General features: G+C 43.3%; 19 protein-coding genes. 4 read left to right on the top strand and 15 right to left on the bottom strand.

The genetic code is table 11. The annotated features are described in order from the left end of the window. Positions 1–3: 3 nt before the first annotated feature. From C8D85_RS02725 to C8D85_RS02740, 4 genes are all read right to left on the bottom strand, one after another. Positions 4–936, bottom strand: coding sequence for an AEC family transporter (locus C8D85_RS02725; protein ID WP_133559827.1), 933 nt, complete (start codon positions 934–936; stop codon positions 4–6). Positions 937–1,078: 142 nt separating this feature from the next. After that, positions 1,079–2,026: a D-2-hydroxyacid dehydrogenase family protein gene (locus C8D85_RS02730; protein WP_133559828.1), complete on the bottom strand. Its 948-nt coding sequence runs from the start codon at positions 2,024–2,026 to the stop codon at positions 1,079–1,081. A gap of 72 nt (positions 2,027–2,098) precedes the next feature. Then, positions 2,099–4,441 carry a response regulator gene (locus C8D85_RS02735; protein ID WP_133559829.1) on the bottom strand — a complete coding sequence of 781 codons (2,343 nt, stop codon included), beginning with the start codon at positions 4,439–4,441 and terminating at the stop codon, positions 2,099–2,101. Next, positions 4,438–4,983 carry a heme NO-binding domain-containing protein gene (locus tag C8D85_RS02740; protein WP_133559830.1) on the bottom strand — a complete coding sequence of 182 codons (546 nt, stop codon included), beginning with the start codon at positions 4,981–4,983 and terminating at the stop codon, positions 4,438–4,440. The genes C8D85_RS02735 and C8D85_RS02740 overlap by 4 nt, the downstream gene beginning before the upstream one ends. 154 nt (positions 4,984–5,137) lie before the next feature. On the opposite strand from C8D85_RS02740, the gene C8D85_RS02745 reads away from it, so the two are divergent. The 3 genes from C8D85_RS02745 to C8D85_RS02755 all read left to right on the top strand — a co-directional run bounded on the left by C8D85_RS02745 (position 5,138) and on the right by C8D85_RS02755 (position 9,018). Then, entirely contained in the window at positions 5,138–6,229 is a 1,092-nt protein-coding gene (locus C8D85_RS02745; RefSeq protein WP_133559831.1) for a response regulator, read from the top strand. A gap of 114 nt (positions 6,230–6,343) precedes the next feature. Beyond that, on the top strand, positions 6,344–7,732 hold the full coding sequence (locus tag C8D85_RS02750; RefSeq protein ID WP_133559832.1) for a diguanylate cyclase domain-containing protein: 1,389 nt from the start codon (positions 6,344–6,346) through the stop codon (positions 7,730–7,732). A 125-nt stretch (positions 7,733–7,857) separates the two neighbouring features. Beyond that, the gene (locus tag C8D85_RS02755; RefSeq protein WP_133559833.1) at positions 7,858–9,018 is read left to right on the top strand and encodes an alpha-hydroxy acid oxidase; all 1,161 of its coding nucleotides are present in this window, start codon (positions 7,858–7,860) and stop codon (positions 9,016–9,018) included. Positions 9,019–9,073: 55 nt separating this feature from the next. Here C8D85_RS02755 and C8D85_RS02760 read toward each other — a convergent pair whose 3' ends face one another. The 7 genes from C8D85_RS02760 to C8D85_RS02790 form a co-directional block, all read right to left on the bottom strand. Next, entirely contained in the window at positions 9,074–10,363 is a 1,290-nt protein-coding gene (locus tag C8D85_RS02760; RefSeq protein WP_133559834.1) for an NAD(P)/FAD-dependent oxidoreductase, read from the bottom strand. A gap of 73 nt (positions 10,364–10,436) precedes the next feature. After that, positions 10,437–10,886 (bottom strand): YaiI/YqxD family protein, encoded by a 450-nt coding sequence (locus tag C8D85_RS02765; protein WP_133559835.1) that lies wholly within the window; start codon positions 10,884–10,886, stop codon positions 10,437–10,439. 170 nt (positions 10,887–11,056) lie between these two features. Further along, positions 11,057–12,766, bottom strand: coding sequence for an acyl-CoA dehydrogenase family protein (locus C8D85_RS02770; RefSeq protein ID WP_133559836.1), 1,710 nt, complete (start codon positions 12,764–12,766; stop codon positions 11,057–11,059). Between the two features lie 114 nt (positions 12,767–12,880). After that, a complete protein-coding gene (locus C8D85_RS02775) occupies positions 12,881–13,936 on the bottom strand; it encodes an AraC family transcriptional regulator (protein WP_133559837.1) in 1,056 nt (351 codons plus the stop codon). Positions 13,937–14,009: 73 nt separating this feature from the next. Continuing rightward, a complete protein-coding gene (locus tag C8D85_RS02780) occupies positions 14,010–14,342 on the bottom strand; it encodes a hypothetical protein (protein WP_133559838.1) in 333 nt (110 codons plus the stop codon). 72 nt (positions 14,343–14,414) lie between these two features. After that, positions 14,415–14,846 carry a cytochrome b562 gene (locus C8D85_RS02785; protein ID WP_133559839.1) on the bottom strand — a complete coding sequence of 144 codons (432 nt, stop codon included), beginning with the start codon at positions 14,844–14,846 and terminating at the stop codon, positions 14,415–14,417. Between the two features lie 107 nt (positions 14,847–14,953). Beyond that, positions 14,954–16,807, bottom strand: a complete 1,854-nt coding sequence (locus C8D85_RS02790) for a methyl-accepting chemotaxis protein (RefSeq protein ID WP_133559840.1) — start codon at positions 16,805–16,807, stop codon at positions 14,954–14,956. Positions 16,808–16,911: 104 nt separating this feature from the next. Here C8D85_RS02790 and C8D85_RS02795 point away from each other — a divergent pair, with 104 nt between their 5' ends. Then, a complete protein-coding gene (locus C8D85_RS02795) occupies positions 16,912–17,217 on the top strand; it encodes a hypothetical protein (protein ID WP_244936876.1) in 306 nt (101 codons plus the stop codon). Here C8D85_RS02795 and C8D85_RS02800 read toward each other — a convergent pair. From C8D85_RS02800 to tmk, 4 genes are all read right to left on the bottom strand, one after another. Beyond that, positions 17,214–19,676, bottom strand: a complete 2,463-nt coding sequence (locus C8D85_RS02800; protein ID WP_133559841.1) for a Lon protease family protein — start codon at positions 19,674–19,676, stop codon at positions 17,214–17,216. The genes C8D85_RS02795 and C8D85_RS02800 overlap by 4 nt on opposite strands. Positions 19,677–19,737: 61 nt before the next feature. After that, a complete protein-coding gene (locus C8D85_RS02805; RefSeq protein WP_133559842.1) occupies positions 19,738–20,535 on the bottom strand; it encodes a TatD family hydrolase in 798 nt (265 codons plus the stop codon). 4 nt (positions 20,536–20,539) lie between these two features. Further along, complete coding sequence (gene holB / locus C8D85_RS02810) at positions 20,540–21,475, bottom strand: DNA polymerase III subunit delta' (protein WP_133559843.1); 936 nt, start codon at positions 21,473–21,475, stop codon at positions 20,540–20,542. Continuing rightward, on the bottom strand, positions 21,475–22,101 hold the full coding sequence (tmk, locus tag C8D85_RS02815; RefSeq protein ID WP_133559844.1) for a dTMP kinase: 627 nt from the start codon (positions 22,099–22,101) through the stop codon (positions 21,475–21,477). Before tmk ends, holB begins: the two co-directional genes overlap by 1 nt. Between the last annotated feature and the right edge of the window lie 7 nt (positions 22,102–22,108).

Raw genomic sequence — 22,108 nt, forward strand, 5'->3', positions numbered from 1 at the left:
CTATCAGTTCAAAATAAACAACAAAGCACTTATTGAGAAGAAGGATAAAACTGTCGTAATCAATAACGTGCTAGCACAAAAACTTCTTTGCCCATAGGTTTCGCCGATGATTGGATAAATACTAAACATAGGCATCGCAGCAAATAATAACGCGGACACTTTAAGTTCAAATGGCATCGCCGGAAACGCTTGCAGACCAGCAAACACAACCAATGGAAAAATCACTAATTTCACACTGGCTACTAAGGCTGTTCGAATTTTGCTGCCACGGATAACAACACCAACCAAAGAGCCACCGATCACGATCAAAGCGCACGGCGCTGCTGCCGAGGCAAGGAGCTCCAACCCACCTCCCATAAAGTTAGGCAAGCTCACACCAAGCAAAGACATGATCACACCAGTAAAAACCGCGAGGATAATAGGGTTTGATGCAATACGTTTGGCTACATTAAGTAATACCTTACGACCTACACCAGATTCTTGGTGATACAAAGACTCAATTAGAATCAAGCCAACCGGTAAGAATAGAATATTTTCAACCACTAGCGACATGGCGAAAGCTTGCGCTGGTGCATTGTCCAAGTACTGTAGCAAAATGGGAAAGCCAATAAATGAACTGTTTGGCATCATTGCCCCAATACCACTGACAGCACCATTACTCCAAGACTCTTTCAACACCCCTTTAACCAATATGAGTGTTAGAAAAAAAGCCGTCAACCCTCCTAAGGCATAAACTCCCATATACGAAAGGTCGACTACAGCTCTTAAGTCTAAAGATGAGATTTTGGTAATCATTACCGAAGGCAATGCAAAATATAGGACAAACTTACTTAAAGCAGGTAAGGCATCTTTGCTGAGGAGTTGATACTTAGTCCCAACGAAACCAAGCAAAATCAAGAAGAAAATAGGTGCAGTAATATTAAGAACAACGTCCAAAGTAAATCCCTACTAAATTGGTCTAATTAAGTGATTGATCCTATATTAAACTCAACTTAATAACATTACGTTACATAATTAACGAAGGCTTTCTGCATAAATCCAATAATGAGAAAGCCTGAAAGATAGGATCAAATGGACATCATTGATCCTGTGCGGTATGCCAGTTCACAAGATTCTCAAACGCGGTGCGAAAATACAGTTCATAACTGTTTTTTTCGACATAACCGATATGTGGTGTCGCGGTAACATTTTCTAACGTGAGTAACGGCTCCTGCTCCAGCGAAGCAGGCTCATGATCAAACACATCAATGGCAGCTTGTCGTTTGGGGTGATGTCGTAATGCTTCAAATAAAGCATTCTTCTCAACTAGCTCGGATCGACTCGTATTCACAAACAAAGCGTTGTCTTTCATTAAAACAAGGTCATTGGCGGTCACGCAGTTTTTTGTGGCTTCGTTTAGTCGTAAATGAAGGGTAATAACATCCGCTTGGGTGAAAAAATCTTGTTTACTTTCCGCTACCGTAAAGCCGTCTAGCACTGCTTGATCACGGGAAGACTGACTCCCCCAAACCAACACCTGCATATCGAAAACCTTAGCGTATTGGGCGATACGCTTACCTATTTTCCCATACCCCCAAATCCCTAAGGTTAAGCCATTAAGAGTCCTACCTAGCCCCATATTTCCGGAGCTTTGCCAGATATTTTCACGCAAGTTGTCACTATAACTTGGAATGTGTCTGATCGCGGACATAAGCAATGCCCAAGTTAATTCAGAAGGCGCCACAGGTGAGCCTACACCCTCAAGCACCTGAACGCCGTAACGCTGACACAATGTGACATCAATGTGATTACTAACTTTGCCTGTCTGACTGATTACCTTGAGCTTGGGGAGCTTTTTAAGAAGAGATTCAGTAATGTGGGTTCTCTCACGGATAAGAACGAGTGCTTCAACATCGGCCAGCTTCTCTGCCAATTTACTTTCACTGTAGGTTTGGTTGAGAACTTTTACCTCGTGATCGCCCAGTAAATCGAAGCATTCCAAATCCTGAACTACATTTTGATAATCATCTAGAATTGCAATTTTCATAGTATTCCCTCTGATATGCAGGCCTCATTAAGCCAAACATTGGAAACTTCATACTATGATAATCTCAGTAATTTAAGAATAGGACTGGTCGATTAAACTCTCTGCTAGCTTGGCCGCGTGGCCAAACTCGTAATCTTCTAAACTATGAATCAAAGCCTGCAATATTTCGCTGTGTACGCCGCCTTGAACATAGCGTTCCAACTCTGTTACGTACTCTAGTGCTTGTGCATCCCCATTTTCAGCAAGCTGCTGAATCATTTTTAAAACTGGAGCTAAACTTTCAGCATCTGCGATCGCTTCCTCTTGGTTAGAGAGATCTACTTTTGAATGCAGTAATGTTAGGTTTTGCGCTAACTCATCCAGTTCACCTGTTAAACGTTCTAATAAAGCTTCAATGGTTTTCGCATCGATGAAACTAATATTCTCAATGTCCCTTGCGGTCGCCAACAAATTCACAGCCCCCAGATTACTAAAGATCCCCCTTAGGTCATGCCCGAGAAACTTTAACGAGTCCAGCTGCTTCAAATCACAAAGCTCTTTTACTTTCGCATCTAATTTAGGGTATTTGCGCTGATACTTAGCCCACAAGTCCAAATACTGAGATAAACCACCAGGAATTCTGCTTATAGATCTTTTTAGATTTAACCCAGGTAAGGTATCAGGTAGTGCACTAAGTAAACCAAGATTATTCTTGCTCGTTGTATTAGACGCCACACGCCATTTAATGAGTACTTCTTTAAGCTCGGCAGGGTCGATTGGCTTGGTGATGTGATCATTCATCCCAGCGGCGATACTTTTATCGTAATCCCCTACCATTGCATGGGCAGTCAAAGCGATGATCGGTAACGATTGATTATCAACCGACTCTCGAATTTTGCGAGTCGCTTCAAAACCATCCATCAGTGGCATTTGCACATCCATCAATATTAAGTCGAATTTCTTTAAATCGACAGCGTCAATGGCCTCTCTGCCGTTGGTAGCGGAGTGCACAACAACCCCTAGCTTCTCAAGCAAACTACTCACAATCATCATGTTAATCGGATTGTCTTCCACAACCAGTATCTGCATGCCATCAAGCACACCTTGATCTTGGTTTATAAAGCTAGATGCTACAACATCCTTCGCTCCAGACAATACAAATGATATCTGACGACAAAGCCCTTCTGGTGTTCGAAGATTGGTTAGAAAGCGAATACCGTCAAAATCATTTTGTTTAATGGATTTCTTCTGCTCGGCATTACAAATGACTATCGTTCTAGATTCCGCCTGTTTACCACCTTTTTTTAACCAAGTCAGCCAATTATGAATCATTGAATCTGGCATACCGCGTGCGTCCACAACATGGACACAGCTTTCTGAAAATTGATCCGCCTGAAAGTTTGGCATATCCCCAGGCCAGTAATGCTGAACCACTGGCCCGAACGTATTCATAAAGCGTGATACAGACGGTTTAGTCGTAAATAATGACAAGGACTCCACATCATTAATAGCGGGATGAGTTTTTTCAACCTGTTTGGCAATCGGTAAAGACAAGCAAATTCTAAAGCTTGAGCCTAATCCTTCTTGGCTTTCGAGAGAGATATCACCGCCCATGATTTCAACAAGCTGTTTCGTAATTGACAACCCCAGCCCTGTCCCTCCATAACGTCGGCTGGTAGAAATATCAGCTTGCGTGAAAGGTGCGAAGAGTGTGGCTTGCACATCTTTGTTAATGCCAATCCCTGTGTCTTTTACAACGATCTCAATTTGCGCAGCAGACTCAGATAAATGCAGCAAATACACTGAAACAGACACAAAGCCTTGTTGTGTAAACTTGATGGCATTATTTACGAGATTGGTCAAAATCTGATTTAAACGTACGGCATCGCCTATTAAGTGGCGCGGCACATTAAAGTCATAGTCAACAAATAACTCTATGCCTTTTTTATGGGCGTTTAGGTGGTTTATGTCATATACCTGACGTAGTACATCATCTAAATACAGTTCGTGCTCATCGACTTGTAGCTGCCCAGATTCAATTTTTGAAAAGTCTAAAATATCATTGATAATGACAAGTAAGTTGCTGGCTGAGGACTGAATCTTGTTTAGGTAATCACGTTGAGTGTGATCCAGCGGCGTGTCATGAAGTAAATGCGACAATCCGATAATGGCATTCATCGGGGTACGTATTTCATGACTCATATTAGCCAAGAAATAACTTTTATGGTGATTAGCAGTTTCGGCTAACTCTAGAGCGGAACGAAGTTCTTCTGTACGCCTACGTACTAACTCTTCTTGCTGAGAAACAAGATCTCGCAGGTGTGTATTCGCTTTAAATAGCTCATTGGCTTTTTCTTCAAGTAAACGTTCAGCTTCTAGCCTTGCACGTTTTTCTCGATCTAAGCGCTTCTGTAGACGTTGCTCTAAATCACTCATTGTATACGTTTGATTGTAAAGTGAGTTTCGTATTGTTCTTCAGAATCGAAGCTTTCATGACTAATCTCTAGAGTCTCACCGTAATGCTTGGCGCATCCTTGAATAAGACCCAACGCTAGGCGAGAAAAAGGCCTTTTTGAACGGTACTCCATATGGAGAACCGATGGTTCGAGACGTTCGCAACGGAATTCAGGCAATTCCGCGTTTGGGTAAAGTTTTAAAACTTCAACGTGAATAGCTGTATCAACCACTTCAAGCAATTCCATTGAGCTGCTTCGCCCTTCCGCTAAGGTTGGGTACTTGCCGACTAAAACGCCAAATAAGTGCTCACCGAATGCTTCAATAAGAGTATCAACTGGTAGTTTCGTGATCTGGCTTAATCGTACAACAAGCTTAATCATATCTGTGTGGCCGTAATAACCAACCGAGGTGAATGCTCCACCAGTACTTAAGCCCGGATCATCAAGGACTTCATCTAAGACGTCTTCAGAAAAACGCTCTGCGACCATATCCATAAAGGTGGTATACACTACGCCCATCATGATAGAAGTCCCTCACAAAAATTAACCATTCTTATATTTTCAGGCTAACATACCGCCAAGGTTTTGCTATAGCATATATGAAGCGATTTGTTACAGGTTGTGACATCGATGAACTAAGCTTTGCAAGGTGCTCAAAGGGAAGTGGAGGAAAACTATGACTGAATTAGTTCAAAAAACAGTTTTAGTGGTTGATGATGAACCGGTGAACATCAGCGTGCTTTCAAGCACGCTACGCGACCACTATCGTGTTATCGTTGCAAAGTCGGGAATGCAAGCCCTTGAACGCATTGAACAAGTCACAACTCCTGACATTATTCTGCTAGACATCATAATGCCAGAAATGGATGGCTATGAAGTCTGTCAGATACTTAAACAACGTGTTGATACTCGTCATATCCCAATCATTTTTATTTCTGCAATGTCTGATCATCATGATGAAGAAAAAGGCTTATCCCTTGGCGCAACGGATTTTATCGCTAAGCCCTTCTCTCCATTAATCGTATTGAAGCGCATTAAAAATATTTTAAATCTTGAAGAGGCGCAACGCTCACTTAAAGATCAAAATAAGCGGCTCGAAGAAACAGTCTATGCGCGAACCAAAGAACTGTATCTCACTCAGAATGTAACCATTCACGCTCTCGCATCTTTAGCTGAAACACGTGATAGCGAAACAGGTAACCACATTCGTCGAACTCAGCATTATGTCCAAACACTAGCCGTAGATTTGAAAGCTCATGGTTATCATTTAGACGAGCTGACGGATGAGAACATTGACCTGTTATTCCGTTCTGCGCCACTACATGATATTGGCAAAGTGGGTATCCCAGATCGTATTCTTCTAAAACCAGGTAAGCTTGATCATGATGAATTTGAAATCATGAAAACTCACGCCGCTCTGGGTGCACAAGCATTGGCAACAGCAAACGAAGAAGTGGGCGATAACGACACCTCCTTCCTTCGCTTTGCAAGAGAGATTTCTCAAAGTCACCACGAGAAATGGGATGGAACAGGCTATCCCATAGGCTTAATCGGCGAAGATATTCCTTTATCAGGGCGTATCATGGCGTTAGCTGACGTGTATGATGCGTTAATTTCTGAAAGGGTTTATAAGCCAGCATTCCCTCATGAAAAAGCTAAAGACATCATTCTAGAAGGAAGGGGAAAGCACTTTGATCCTAAAGTAGTGGATGCATTTCTTCGAACTGAATCAATCTTTATTGATATAGCGAATCAATACAGAGATTAACGATTACGAAATGTAACTCTCTAATATTTGGATTGCCGCCGATCTGCTTCTACTATCAATATTCAGAATAATAATTTTAAATTGATAGTCTTCAATGCTGAGGCAGCGTCTTTCATGTTTGAGTCTATAAAACGTTATAAGCGGACTGCATTTATTGTATTTACGGTAACATTTTGGCTCTCAGCAATATATGCGATTGATTTCTATTCTGATTTAAATAGTGAGCACTTAACAAAACAACATCAAAAAGCCGTATTAAAGGAAGTCGCTTTAGCCAGAGCGAAGATAGAGTCTTCAATATACAAAGAAGTCTCATTAGCAGATGCTCTCACCACCTTATTGATGACAAATCCAAACAATACTCTAAACCATTGGGACAGGGTTGCTAATAAGCTGATCAGCAACGCCAGTTATATCCGCAACATTGGATTGTCGCCCAATGATATTATTACGCACATTTATCCTCTTGAAGGTAACGAAGCTGCTATTGGGCTCGATTTCCGCACGCTTCCCAGTCAGTACAATGTGGTTGTGCATACTCGAGATTCGGGTCAAGTCTACCTCGATGGCCCTGTCACACTTGTTCAAGGAGGCAAAGCTGTCATTGCGAGATTCCCCGTGTTTCTTGATTACCCTATCAACAATTCATATTGGGGTGGTGCAAGTGTTGTATTAAATTTCGATGATATTATTCATCAGAGTGGACTGCTTAATATTGATGGCACCGAGGTTGCTTTAAAGCGTATGCAACTAGATGGTAGTGAAACTGTGTTTTTGGGGGAGCCGACACTTTTTGAAAAAGCCGATGAGCTTATTCCGATATTTTTACCTCAAGTAGAATGGATGCTCGCGGTTAAAAGCCTAAATACGCCAAGCTCAACCTCCATATTCCAATCTTTTCAACATATATGGTCTCTTGGTTTAATCGCAAGTGGCATTCTTTATATTGCGTTTATTTTACTATTTCGAGCTTATGCCTTAGCACATTCAGCTTCGATTCGTGATGAACTGACCAACCTGCATAATAGACGCTACTTTTTCCAATTCTTAAACCGACTGCTGACAAAAAACAGTTCAGATTTCATTCTATACAGTATCGATTTAAATGATTTCAAAAACGTCAACGACAGATATGGGCACGATGCCGGGGATTATCTGTTGAAGCATATCGGACGGATTCTCACTTCGCTGACCCCAAAAGGTGCCTGCCTTGCTCGTGTTGGAGGAGACGAGTTTGCTTTATTAATCCCACAGCAAAGTAAACGGATCGAGGCAGAACCCTTCGCTTTAAAACTTGAGTTAACAGTGTCCAGTCAAACCATGACTTGGAAGCATCAAGCTTTAACAGGCAGTCTGAGCATCGGTTATGTTTGTTATGATAAGAATGCACCGGAGTCCATGGAAAACCTACTAACCAGCGCCGATCATAATATGTACAACCATAAGCGCAAGCATTATCAAAAGCAGCAATACCCTGGTGGCTATCACGACTATATAATTTAATTCTTAACCCAATTTCTGGGCATTCACCCTACCACTTTCGTATTACACCCATGCAAAAACATTAGCCGAACCGCGAAGATATGATAAATTTGCCGCTTTAAAGGACTTACCAAGAGGAGTAACAAATGAGCCAAATTTGCGAGCTAGCAGATTTACAACGCTTGTATCATAAGCGTGTTCCTAAAATGTTTCAGGGTTATTGTGAGTCGGGCTCATGGACTCAACAAACTCTTGGGCTTAATAAATCTGACTTTCAACGTATTTTATTCCGTCAAAGGGTCGCAAGAGATTTAGAGCCAAGATCACTCGCCTCACAGATGGTTGGCCAAGATGTTAAAATGCCTGTGGCAATAGCGCCAGTTGGTCTACTGGGGATGCAACATGCTGACGGTGAAATCCTAGCAGCACAAGCCGCAGAAGAGTTTGGTATTCCTTTCACCCTATCTACGATGAGCATATGCTCTATTGAAGCGGTTGCCAAAAAAACTCAAAAGCCTTTTTGGTTTCAGCTTTATGTTCAGAAAGATCGTGAGTTTACTAAGAAGCTTATTGAACGAGCAAAAGCCGCGGGCTGTAGTGCTTTAGTCGTTACTCTTGACCTACAAATGATTGGCCGTCGTCATGCAGACCATCGCAATGGTATGACCGCACCTCCAAGATTAACCCTACCCAATATCATTGACATTGCCCGTCGCCCTAAGTGGGCTCTTGGTATGGCCAATACTCGTAATAAAGCCTTCGGTAATATCCAAGGTTGTGCGACTGGCGTAGATGACATGTCTGATTTGATGAAGTGGACTGCAGGCTCATTTGATACGAAATTGAATTGGGAAGACATCCGTTTTTTCCGAGAGCTTTGGCAAGGACCCCTGATCATCAAAGGTATTATGGAAGTCGAAGACGCTAAAGAGTGCGTCAAGCTAGGTGCCGATGCCATTGTTGTTTCCAATCATGGTGGCCGTCAGTTGGATGGGGCGCGCTCTTCAATATCCACTCTTCCAGAGATTGTCGCAGAAGTGGAAAACCAAATAGAAGTCTGGCTAGACAGCGGTATTCGCAGTGGGCAAGACATCATTCGTGCAAAAGCACTGGGAGCAAAAGGTGTCATGGTAGGACGCCCGATGGTCTACGGTTTAGGCGCTATGGGTAAAGCTGGCGTGACCAAAATGCTGGAGATATTTCACCAAGAAGCAGAGCTTACCATGGCGTTTATCGGTCATCGAGACATAGCAAATGTGTCTCGCAAGGATATTGTTTTTCAAGAAGAGACATTTAAGAACGTATAATCGCTGACTCACACTAAGGGCAAATACCAGCCCTTAGTGTGAGTAGAACTTTTGCCTAGTGAAGTTTCAATTTTGGCTTAACAACTTTACCTATTCGCTGAGCCGCTAGGATAATCATTGCCTTAAACCAGCCGTGTATAGCAATTAGGTGAAGGCGATAAAGAGAAACGTAGACAAATCGAGCTAAGCGCCCTTCCACAAACATAGATCCCTTCATCAGATTGCCCATTAGACTACCTACGGTACTGTAACGGCTTAGATTCACCAGAGAGCCGTAGTCTTTGTATTCGTATTCCTTTAATGACTCGCCCTTTAGCGAAGCCAAAATATTCTCATGGACTAAGGACGCCATTTGGTGCGCAGATTGAGCTCGAGGCGGCACAAAAGAGCCATTCTCTTGCTTACAAGCACAGCAGTCTCCAATGACGTACATATCGTCAAACTCTGTACTTTGTAACGTACCTTTCACTAGGATCTGGTTATTACGCGTGATTTCGAGTCCTTCAATATTTTGAATAAACTCAGGAGCTTTGACACCAGCAGCCCAGATCATTAAGTCTGCACTAATCACTTCTTCATCAGCCGTCACCAGCCCTTCCCTTCGAGCTTCGGTAACACGAGTGCCTTCGTGTACATGGACGCCTAGCTTCTCTAGCTCTTTCTTTGCATTGTTAGCGATACGATCAGGTAAAGCAGGCAAAATGCGAGGACCAGCCTCAACCAGTTCTACTTTTACCTTTTTTGAAGACATTTCAGGCATGCCATAAGCTTTTAACAAGTCCGCAACATGGAACAACTCTGCCGACAGCTCAACGCCTGTTGCACCGCCCCCCACAATGGAAATGTTAAGTTGCTGATCGCCGCCCATTTGATGAATACGTAAAAACTGAGTTAAAAGGGCTTGCTGGAAACGTTCAGCCTGGCGATGAGAATCTAAGAAATAGCAATGCTCTGCAACACCTGGAGTACCGAAATCATTGCTCACACTGCCTACAGCCATCACGAGTATATCGTAAGAGACTTCTCTGACTGGCAAAACTTCACGGCCCTTGTCATCTTCCATGCTCGCAAGACGAACACACTTCTGCTTTGGATCAACGTCAATAGCCGTACCCAATTGGAAATCATAGTAATGCTTAGCGGAGTGAGCACGGTAATTAATACCGTCTGTGTTGATATCTAAGGAACCAGTTGCCACTTCATGCAGTAGAGGCTTCCAGATATGAGTTTGAGAGCGGTCGATTAACGTGATCTTAGCTTGTTTACGTTTACCAAGACTATGACCAAGGCGGGTTACTAGTTCAAGACCGCCTGCACCGCCACCGAGAACAACGATGTGTTTCATTTAAAAATCCCCAAATTGTGAATGATTTGCTAAACATTCCTGCTTGCTTAGCAAATCATTCATCACTTCACATCTATTTGGGGCGCTTTGCGAGAAGTCTATCTAGTGTGTTCGCAAAATTAGCTTTATCTTTATCACTAAAAGGAGCAGAGCCGCCAGTATCAAATCCGCTCGAACGCATTTGATCCATGAAGTCACGCATGGCCAGCTTTTGCTTAATATTTTCGAGGGTAAACAGCTCGCCTTTTGAGGTGAGAACCGTTGCACCGCGGGCAATACAATCGGACGCCAAAGGAATATCTGAGGTAATCACCAAATCTTCTTTGGATACATTCTGCTCAATGTATAAATCTGCTTCGTCAAAACCACTAGGAACGACTTTACGAGTCAACCACTTGCTGTTCGGTAAGGCAATGGCCACGTTAGCAACAAAAACACAGACGATTTCACATCGTTCAGCAGCTTTGTATAGAACAGGTTTGATGGCGTTGGGACATGCATCAGCGTCCACCCAGATTTGCATTGATAACTCCTTCTACAAGAAGCTCAATTATTCCTATTGTCTAAAGATTTGGCCATAGCTTTAGGGAAAATTATTAGATGTTTTTATTATAATTAACGAGGTATCCATTTATTAAACCAGTGTGGAAAATAAATGAACACCTCATTAGTAAATTTCTAATTGAAAATATCTTATTTATTTAATAGAGCAACATTTGGTATAGATTGATTACTTTTAAAGCCTTTTATTGATTCAGCAGCGGTGTTGGCTCGAAGAAGAATGTGATCAAAATAGAAATTTGTCTTTGCCAACCAAGCTTCATCCGCAGCAGCGTCTTGCGCCCCTTTGAGCAGTAACCAGCCGCCTAACACATAACCTGATTGCATCATGTAATCAAAAGCAGCTTCTGAAACATTTACTTGCTGATCCAACATCAGTTCGGTGGATGACTGCAGTAGCTTAACTTGTAATGAAAGAGCTTGGACGTGCTCATCAAGCTGAGCAAAGCTTGCCAGATCTGTTGATATTTCTTCAATTAACGCGGCCATGCCAGCGCCTTTGTCCGCTTTCAACTTACGCCCAACGAGGTCGAGCGCTTGGATTCCGTTGGTACCTTCGTAAATTGGCAAAATACGTGCGTCACGGTAAAGCTGAGCAACCCCCGTTTCTTCAATAAAGCCCATACCACCGAAAACTTGTACTGAAGTAGAAGTAATCTCGAGCGCCAACTCCGTTAGCCAACCTTTCACAATCGGCGTATACAGCTCATTTCTAACGAGATGAGATTTATCTATCTTAGCAAGATCCCCTTCCACTGAAGCGGTGTACATCAAGGCACGCATCGCTGACAGCATACTGGCCATTTGCCATAGCATGCGACGCACATCACCATGCTCAGCGATAGCAACCTTCCCTTCTACGCCTCTTACATTACCTTGTTTTCGATCTTGAGCGTATTCAAGCGCCATCTGGTAGGCCGCCTCAGCCACAGCCAATCCTTGAAGACCGACACTTTGCCGAGCATTGTTCATCATCGTGAACATTGCCATGAGGCCGTTGTTCTCTTGTCCTACTAGATACCCTAAGGCCCCTTCAGACTCACCAAACTGCATAACACAAGTCGGCGACCCATGAATACCAAGCTTATGCTCTAGAGAGATAGGGAAAACATCATTTCGGCGTCCTGGTTGGCCGTTTTCATCTAAGAGATATTTTGGCACCAAAAATAGCGAAATCCCTTTCACACCCTCAGGCGCATCAGGCAAACGAGCCAATACCAAATGAATGATGTTTTCACTCATTTGATGGTCGCCCCAAGTAATGAAGATTTTCTGACCATAAATACGGTAGTGATCACCTTCCCTTTCTGCTTTGGTTTTGATCGCTGCCAAATCGCTACCAGCAGAAGGCTCGGTAAGATTCATGGTGCCAGTCCATTTCCCAGAAATCATATTAGGGAGGTAGGTAGACTTTAGCTCATCGCTTGCGTGGGTTTCGATGGCATCTACCGCGCCTTGAGTAAGAAGCGGACACAATGAGAAGGAAAGGTTGGCCGATTGTACCCCTTCGTTAAAGGCAACTTCCAAAGCACGTGGTAGCGCTTGACCACCAAATTCTTCGGGGGCGCTCAACGTGGTCCATGCAGCTTCTTGCAATGCGTCATAGACAGGTTTGAATGTCGCCGTTTCTTGAACACAACGATCGACCATCTTTGGAGGATCTAGATCACCTTGACGATTTGTCGGGGAAACGCATTGCTCAGCAAATTTTCCAGCTTCACTGAGAATGGGTTCCAGTAAATCGTCACTGTAATTTGGAAATTGTGCCTCGAGACGCTTTAATTTTGCGATATGCTCGAGGCAGAACTTGATTTCAGTAGCTGGGTATTGGTAACCGCCCATTGTCTCACTCCTTATAATTTTTATTGTTTTAAGAGTGGTAAATATACACGTTTTCAACAATGGCAAATGATCGCTAATTCACTAACATTTGAGTTCAACTACATTGGCGCCGTGTCACTTAAGCGCCTTAAAATCTGCGTGTTTGCGGTATTCGCCCGGTGTCATCCCAGTCCATTTCTTAAATGAACGATAGAACGCACTCGGCTCCTCAAACCCCATTAGCGCAGCAATCTCATTAAAAGATAATTGTGGTGCGTTGATGTATGTGATCGCAGCCTCTTTTCTGCACTCATCTTTTATCTGCTGAAATGAGGTATTTTCATCCGTTAAACGCCTCCTCATCGTTGAAACACTCATATTTAACAATTGAGCCACTTCTTCGGCAGAGAGCATCTCTTGTGAAAAGTCTTTCCCCAGAATGGAAATCACACGCGACTTAAGGCTGTTATCATTATCCACCATCACCAGAAGCTGATATGGCGCCGTTTTCAGAAAACTACGTAAGCTCTCTTCATTCTGCACCAACGGCATATCAAGATAAGAGGCTGGGAATACCAAAGCATTGCCGTGCTGAGAGAACTTAATATCAGATTGAAAAAGAGTCTGATAATACTCCACATCATCAGGTCGGGAGGCAGTAAAATATGCGGCCTTTAATACAAGACGTCGGCCAATTAACCAGCTGATGAAATGATGCCACATAGAGAGTGTACTTCTGACACGTTCTCGGGACTCAAATGCTTGATCCAGAGAAATATCTTTTTCAAGCTCTATGGATTCAATCGGTGCAAACGTTACTTTCGCAAAGCGACCTTTTTGAACCACAATTGGCTTGATGGTTGGCCCTCTACAAATTTCATAAAAATCGCTACAACGGCGTAATGCTTGCGCCAAATTCTTAGAATGCAGTATACAAAGGCACATCATTCTGAAAGAGCCTTTGGGCATTCTACCGCCACTTAATATACCGAATGACTCATCATTCATACGCTGCATTATACGTTGATAAAGCAAGCCATATTGGTATGCCGAAAGCCCTTCCTTAGTGTCAATATCTTGCTTACTAATGCCTACTTCATCAAGTAAAGGCATAACATCGCAACCTTGATTTTCTACGGCACTCAGCAAATAGCGCACGCTCTGTGCTGGAACGGTTGCCTTCAATCCCATACAAACGGTCCCCTATAATTATTTTTAGGCACAAAAAAAGGCCGCATTAACATGCAGCCTTTTCGATTCACAATTAATGTTCTTCCGTTAATGCATCAAGCAAATCGTTTTTAACGAGTTGTTCAGCATTTTTTTCAGGCGCTTCCGCGACTGTCGCCTCTGCAACTTTTGGCGTAAAAGTAAAACGTTTAGGTCTCACTTTTGGCTCAACTTTTTCAGCCTCTGGCAATAAACCCAGACGGCCTAGCTTACGTTGAGCTTGCTCTTTTCTTTGCTTAGTTTTCTTGGCATCAAAGCGCGAAGGAGAAGCCGCCTTACGTGCTTTTTTCTGCTCTTTTAGCATTTCCTTGGTACCAGTTTTACCAAGTTTCCCTTTCATGCTACGGGATTTCTTCATGCGAGACATAACTCACCTCTCTTACAAGACATGTATTGTAGCAATCTAGATCGACTAGGTCACGCTGATCGCATTGACTAATTAGCAATCCGCTTTAAATGCACGATGGCCTTTTTTACGCAGATTGCCGATCTCCCCTAATGCCATTTTCGCAGAAGACGCATCCTTATCCGCTACTGCTTTGTCTAAAGCAACAAATGCAGTGATGGTATCGTCCATCACGGATTGGTAATCAGCCATTCGCTGGTTAAGCTCTGCCCCTTCAAGCCCCTTTTCCGTGAATAGATATGGCTTTTCCTCACGCGCATCCTTCAAAACGGCAATAATACGGTCAATACGAGCATCGGCCGATGCATAATCCTCTTTTTTAACTTCAAAGGCCAAGCTCTTCATTTCAGTCTTTAGAGTGTCCATATCTTCATGCAAAGGCGATGCTTTACAATTAGCATGAGCAAAACTGCTAACGCTCATCGTCATCAGCAAACCAGTCAAAGCTACTTTTTTACTTAACATCTCTCTCTCCTGTTTCTGTTAAGTCGATCTCAATCACTTTAACGTATAGAAACCTATAACGCAGTATGGTTCCTGAAATTTCCACAAAAGTTTTATGGATTTGGCTTTTACACCTTAAAGCGCGCAATCTGCTGCTCTAATCGATCTGCAACTTGAGCCAATGACTCAGCACCTTCCGCAGTTTTGTTAGCTTCAGCTGATAAGCGATGCGAGATGTCCTGAATAGATTCACTATTTTGTGAAATGTCTCTGGTCACAATATTTTGCTCTTCTGCTGCACTGGCAATTTGCATCGCCATATCACTGATACGTTGGACCGATGCTAAAATAGAACCCAATGCTGTGGCAGCAGCGGCTGCTCCATCAACAGCGCCATCTGCAATGGCCGTTGATCGCTTCATAGATGAGACCACGTTAGAAGTAACAGAGTTGAGCCCTTCAATTTTCTCACGAATCTCTTCGGTCGAACTCTGTGTTCGCTGTGATAGCAAGCGTACTTCATCAGCAACAACCGCAAAACCACGACCCTGCTCACCGGCTCGTGCGGCTTCGATAGCAGCATTTAGCGCAAGCAAATTGGTTTTCTCAGCGATATCCTGAATAGTCAGCAAAATAGAGCTAATTCCTTGAACATGAACGTCCAAGTTGCTGATAATTTCTGATGCCTGGTGCACTTCAGTAGCGAGATTTTTAATTTCCTGCTGTGAGCCACTCACAATTCGGCTACCTTCATTTGAAGTGTCTGCCGCCTCTCTCGATGCTCCTGCTGTATTTTCAGCGTTCAAGGCAATTTCTTGTGTTGCAGTTGATAATTGGCTTACAGCTGTCGCCACCATAGTAATTTCATTTAACTGAACACCTAATTCACGACTGGACTGAAGTGACAACGTTTTAGAGTCATGAGCCAAACTATTAAGACTACGAGACATCGTCTTAATATCGCTAATTAAGCCACCAAGCGTTCCCAAGAAGCGATTAAAATGCGCCGCTAGCTGACCTACTTCATCTTTGCTATCTATCTCAATACGCTTAGTTAGATCGCCTTCCCCCTGACTAATTTCCTCCAGAGCTCGACTAACTTGAGAGATACCCGCGAGTAATTTCGAGCTGATAACCGACATCACCAATGAAACCAAAAGCGCTATCACAATAGCGGCAGGCACAAGAGTAAAAAGAAGCTTGTTTAGAGGCGCCATCACTGCACCGCGATCTAACTCAAAAACAATGGTCCAGTTACTGTTTGGCACGTCAAACTTCGCAACTAACTCCCCATTAATGGTCACAATCTCAGAGTCTTTTAGGTCAGACAATTGATATCCAAAGACCTCTTTCACTGTTTTGTTGTAATGCCCCTTATCAATATCTGCCAATACAACACCATCTTTATTCGCTAAATATGCTCTACCTTCGCCAGCAAGCTCAACATCTAAAACGCCACGTGTTACATCATCTAAATTAATGTCAGCACCAGCCACTCCAATTCGTTGACCATTTTTCTGAACTGTCTGGGCCGCTGTTATCATCAACTTTCCTGAAGATGCTCCAACATAGGGAGACGTGAAAATCACTGCTTGCGTCTTTTGCGCATCTTTATACCAAGGTCGTTTTCTTGGATCGTAATCTGATGGCAGGATCGCACTTGGGTCGTTCTGCAGCATGACACCAGTTGCTGATCCAAAATAACCCAATGCAAAACGTCCAGCGTTGGTAGCCTGCTGTAACGTTTCAAGGGTTGGCTCTGAGTGACTTAAATAAGTTGCAAGCGCCGATACTGCCGCTTCCTTACTCGCCTTCCATTCTACAATTTTTTCAACTTGCCCATTACCTACTGCTGAGATTTCGTTTTGTATACTCTGATTTATTGAACTCTTCAGCTGGGTGTAACTTATTGCACATACAATGAATGCGGTCATCACCGCACAACCAAACACCAATAAAGAAAATTTACGCCTTAACGTCATAGACTGCCCCAATCTAAGTACTCATGATAAAGTTATTATGTTGTTATATTGATAAATTCACTTTTCGCAGCATTACACAACAAATGAATCTATAAGAAAATTTTATGACCTCACTCTACGGCAAGCAAGCACTGTTCATTTTAGTTATTTTATTTAGTGCTACATCCCATTCTACTTTCGCAGCGGAATGCGCGGATCGCAATGCAATGTCAGCAGCGATGAGTGCTTCACAGACCATAATGGGCGGCAATAGTTTCAAGAAACCAAGAGTTTTGAAACGCCACCATCCCAGTAAACGCAAAGAGGTCGCCACTTACTTCAAAAGTGGCGACCTCTATTACACTCTGTACTGGATTGTCTCAGATAACTGTACAGCAGGGTTTATTAAACGTACTCATGGTAAGCGCTAACCTTTTTTAGCACTTGCGTCTTCCTTGTCATTATCGGCTTTTTTACCTTCTTCAGTCGACTTTTCTTTCTCAGCACTCTCTTCCTCTTCTCCAAGCTTTGAGATCTCCTCTAAGCGCTTAAGAATTCTCGCTGAGATAGTGCCTTCAGGATACTTACCATTTGAATCCAATTCGCCAGGCTCCAAGCCAGTCAGCAGATGCAGTGCCTCGTCAGCTTTCTCTACAGCATAAATATGGAATTGGCCTGCTTTCACTGCCTCAATCACCTCATCACTTAGCATTAAATTGATGACATTTGACTTAGGAATAATAACACCTTGAGAGCCAGTCAAACCACGAGCATGACAAACGTTGAAGAAACCTTCAATTTTCTCATTCACACCACCGATAGCCTGTACTTGACCATATTGGTTCAATGAACCAGTAATGGCTAAATCTTGGCGCAATGGCACATTGATCAAAGCAGACAGTAAACAACATAACTCGGCTGTCGAAGCGCTGTCCCCATCTACATAACCATAGCTTTGCTCCATTGCGATGGAAGCACTGATGTCTAATGGGAATTCTTGCGCGTAACGGTGACCAAGGTAACCAGAAAGGATCAACACCCCTTTAGAGTGAATACTTTGCCCAAGGTTCGACTCGCGCTCAATGTCGACAATCCCCTTACCACCAGGGTAAACCGTGGTAGAGATTCTTGCTGGCGCCCCAAAGCTACTGTCACCAATTTGCATAACGGTTAAACCGTTAATGTTGCCTATGGCCTTACCATCGCTTTCGAGCAAGATGGTGCCATCGACAATTTCTTCAATGATCTTTTCGGCAACACGACCTGTACGATGTTTCTTCGCTGCTAGCGCTCGTTGTACATGAACATCAGTAGTCACATCGTCTTTTGCCAAGTCTCGATTAAAGTCCGCCTCACCTAAGAGCTCGAACACATCGCCTATTTTGGCAGCCATTTCTTTTTGATGCTCAGCCAGTCGGCTGCTGTACTCAATTAAGCGAGCAACCCCTTCATCTGTCACATCAGCATAGCCCTCTTTGGCCACTCGATCTTTCAATAATCGAGCAAACGCTAGCTCGGTTTCCTTATCACGCTTAAGCGAGTCATCGAAATCCACCAATACCCTAAACATTTCTTGGAAATCAGGGTCGGCATCTTGTAACAGGTAATAAATCTCACGTGAGCCAATTAGAACCACCTTCACCTGAAGTGGCAGATCTTCAGGCGACAGAGTGGTTGTACTCATCAGCCCCATATCCGCATAAGGATGTTCAATTTTTAGAGTCTTGCTCTTCAGGGCGCGTTTTAATGCTTCCCATAGATAGTGATCGGTCAGCAGCTTTTCAGCGTCTAGAATTAAGTAACCACCGTTTGCAGCATGTAGACTACCAGAACGAATCAAACGGTAGCTAGTGACCAACATACCTTGATCAGAACTGTACTCTACTTGACCAAACAAATTACGGTAAGTTGGGTGAGGCTCATAAATAACCGGTTGACCGCCATCGGATGTATGCGTGACCGCCACATTCGGAAGATACATCTCCTCGTACATAGTACGACGACTGGATTCATCACGATTATCCGACGCTTTATCGTCAACAAACTGATCGATAATGACCTTATCGAGGTCTTCACGCATTTCGTTTAGAAATTGAACCATAATCTCTTGATCGGCATACTTCTCAAACAAAGGTGCCATTAAAGGATCAAGTGATTCTTTCACGGTATTTAAATTCAGCTCTCGCAACTGCTCATACGAAATACGCTTCCAAGTTGGTAAGCTTAACAGCTCGTCGTTCAGCATACCCTCAAGCTCAGAGACACCTGCCTGAAACGCATCACGCTCATCATCAGTAAGCGTTGCGAAATCTGCTTCTTCTAATGCTTTGCCATCACGCATCGGTGCAAAGCTTACAGAGGATGCATCACGGAACATCGCCACCCCAATTTTTGAGGCATGACGTTCCACTAGATTAATCGCCGCTTCATATTGATCGTTAAACGCACGATCAATAGCGCCTTTTTGTTGCTGGTAATTTGGGTGCTCAAACGCTGCTGGGAATGTTCCCATTAAGCCGTCTATTAAGGTACGAATATCTTGTTCAAAGACTTTTGCTTGCCCTGGCTGGAACTCAATGGCTTTTGGTGAACGCGTGTCTTTAAAATTATTAACATACACCCATTCACTTGGTGTTTGTTTGCGCTTGGCTTCACTCTTTAAATAACTAGTTACATAAGAAGAGCGGCCTGTGCCTGCTCCGCCCATCACAAAAATGTTGTAACCAGGGCGATGCATCGCCACACCAAATTGAATGGCTTCAACGGCACGTTCTTGCCCCAAAATTCCACTCAGTGGCTCTAGTTCACTAAGAGTTTTAAAAGGAAGGCTTCCTTTCTCGATTTTTGCTGCCAGCGCATTCGGCGCTAAGGCTTGAACCATTTCTGACATCTAACAGGTCCTTTTGAACATAGCCATCACATTAAATAAACAGGCTATTACAGTGTTATTTTTAAATTAAAATATTATCGCGCTTAACTTTTGAAAATTTGCGATGAAAGTTCTCCGAGCTAATTTCCATAAGCTCTTCGATACGAATCTGTTTTAGATCCGCTACAAATTGCGCTACGTCTCTTACGTATTTAGGCTCATTCTTCTTACCACGGTGCGGAACCGGAGCTAAGTAAGGAGAGTCCGTTTCTACCAATAACGCATCTAAAGGCAGTTTTTTAACGGTGTCACGAAGATCATCAGCATTTCGGAAGGTCACAATACCCGAAATCGAGATCATGTAGTTTAGGTCTAACGCACTTCTTGCCATATCGTAATCTTCAGTGAAGCAATGAAGTACACCTCCAACCTCTTTGTTACCATACGCACGAATAATTTCTAACGTATCATTCTTCGCATCACGAGTATGGATAATCGTTGGTAACTCAAGCTCACCGGCGGTGGCTAAATGTATTGCGAAACTGTCTTTTTGCGCGAGATAGTTTTCAGGCTCTTTATCATAAAAGTAATCAAGACCTGTCTCACCAATAGCCACCACCTTCTCTCTTGATGCCAAGGCTAACAACTCGTCATTGGATGAAAGCAAGCCTTCCTTATGAAGTGGGTGCACGCCACAGCTGGCAATCACACCTGCTCGTTCGGTGAATTGATACACCTCTTCAAAGCTTTCTAGGTCTACTGAGATGGTCAAAATCTGAGAGACACCCGAATCTCTAGCGGCATCTATAGCACCTTGGGTGCCTTTTTCATAAGCTGATACGTCTAATTTATCTAGATGACAATGTGAATCTACAAGCATGTATTTACCAAGAATTTAATTCGCCTACTAACTGTATAGTGGGGTTAAGATGAGTGATATCAAGCTGTCGCTTCAACCCTGTTAAACTCGAACTAAAATTCATCAACCGATAAACATCATATCGAGACAATAGAGCATTCAAAACGCTTTCAATGTGTGTGTCCTTCTGTCCTGTAGCCGAATAATGTATTGCTGCAGAGAGCAATGCCAACAGACCATCAAGCCACAGAGCAACACCATCTTTTGGCACTTTCGCCGCTAACTCGTCTGTTCGCATACTACCATCCAGCCACTGCATTAGATGGTCCGGCAAAGCTTGAAGTAACTCATGCTGCTTTGAGTCAACCAGTCGAAGTAACTGATATGGCGTTTTAGAAAACCATAAAAGATCGCTTACATCCGCTTGAACTCGTTCATTAACCCATCCAACAACAAGAGCTGGATCAGGTGCTGGCAGCATTACTCTTTGGCATCGACTTAATATTGTTGGCATCAACGCTCTAGACGTGTGAGTAGTCAAAATAAAGTATGTCGAAGACGGCGGCTCCTCTAAAGCTTTTAAGATTGCGTTGGCCGCATTCACATTCATTTCATGAGCTTCATGAATAACGACCACCTTAGAAAAGCCTAACTGCGGTTTATTCGCCACTTTTGCTACAACTTGTCTGACTGCATCGACACGAATACCACCTTCACGACCGTCCAATACTAGCCAATCAGGATGGGTATCAGCTTTCGCTACCTGACAGCTATGGCATGTGCCACATGGCGCTTTATCTGAATGCTCACAAAGCAACAGTTGGGCCACATGTTGAGCGAACTCACTTTGTCCAACACCATTAATACCACTAACCAGCAGAGCATGGTGAAAACGACTTTGTCGACGCCAAACCTGAGCCTGCTGATAAGCATCTGTTAACCATGGAGCCAATTCAGTCATTATAAAGTTTTCTCTAGCAGGCTCAGTTGCTGCAAAATTTGCTCAGCGACATTGTCCATCGTCTGACTCGCATCTAACACGGCAAAACGTGCTGGCTCATCAGCAGCTAACTCTAAGAACCCACTTCTTACTGCTTCGTGAAAGGCCGTCGACTCACCATCAAGTCGGTTAGCGTCACCTCGGGAAGCAACTCGACTTAACCCCAATTCGACAGGTACATCCAGTAATAAGGTTTTATCTGGCATACACCCTTCTAAAAACGATGTTCTCAACATATCAATAACGGATTTGTCGATTCCTCGCCCAATCCCCTGATACACATAACTTGAATCCACAAACCGGTCACTGATTACCCATTTGCCTTCAGCTAAAGCTGGTAATATTGTGGTATTGATATGTTGAACTCGAGCAGCAAACACCAACAACAGCTCAGTATCTGCTGCAACAGCCTCGTCTCTAGACGCCAAAACAAGCTCACGAATTTCTTCGGCCATTGGCGTGCCACCTGGTTCTCGAGTAAGAACATACTCGATATTACGTTCTTCAAGCCACGCTTTAATCACGTGAATCGCCGAGCTTTTACCTGCGCCTTCACCGCCCTCTAGGGAAATAAATTTACCTTTCATACAAACC

It is taken from the genome of Marinomonas communis, assembly GCF_004363305.1.
GTDB lineage: Bacteria > Pseudomonadota > Gammaproteobacteria > Pseudomonadales > Marinomonadaceae > Marinomonas > Marinomonas communis.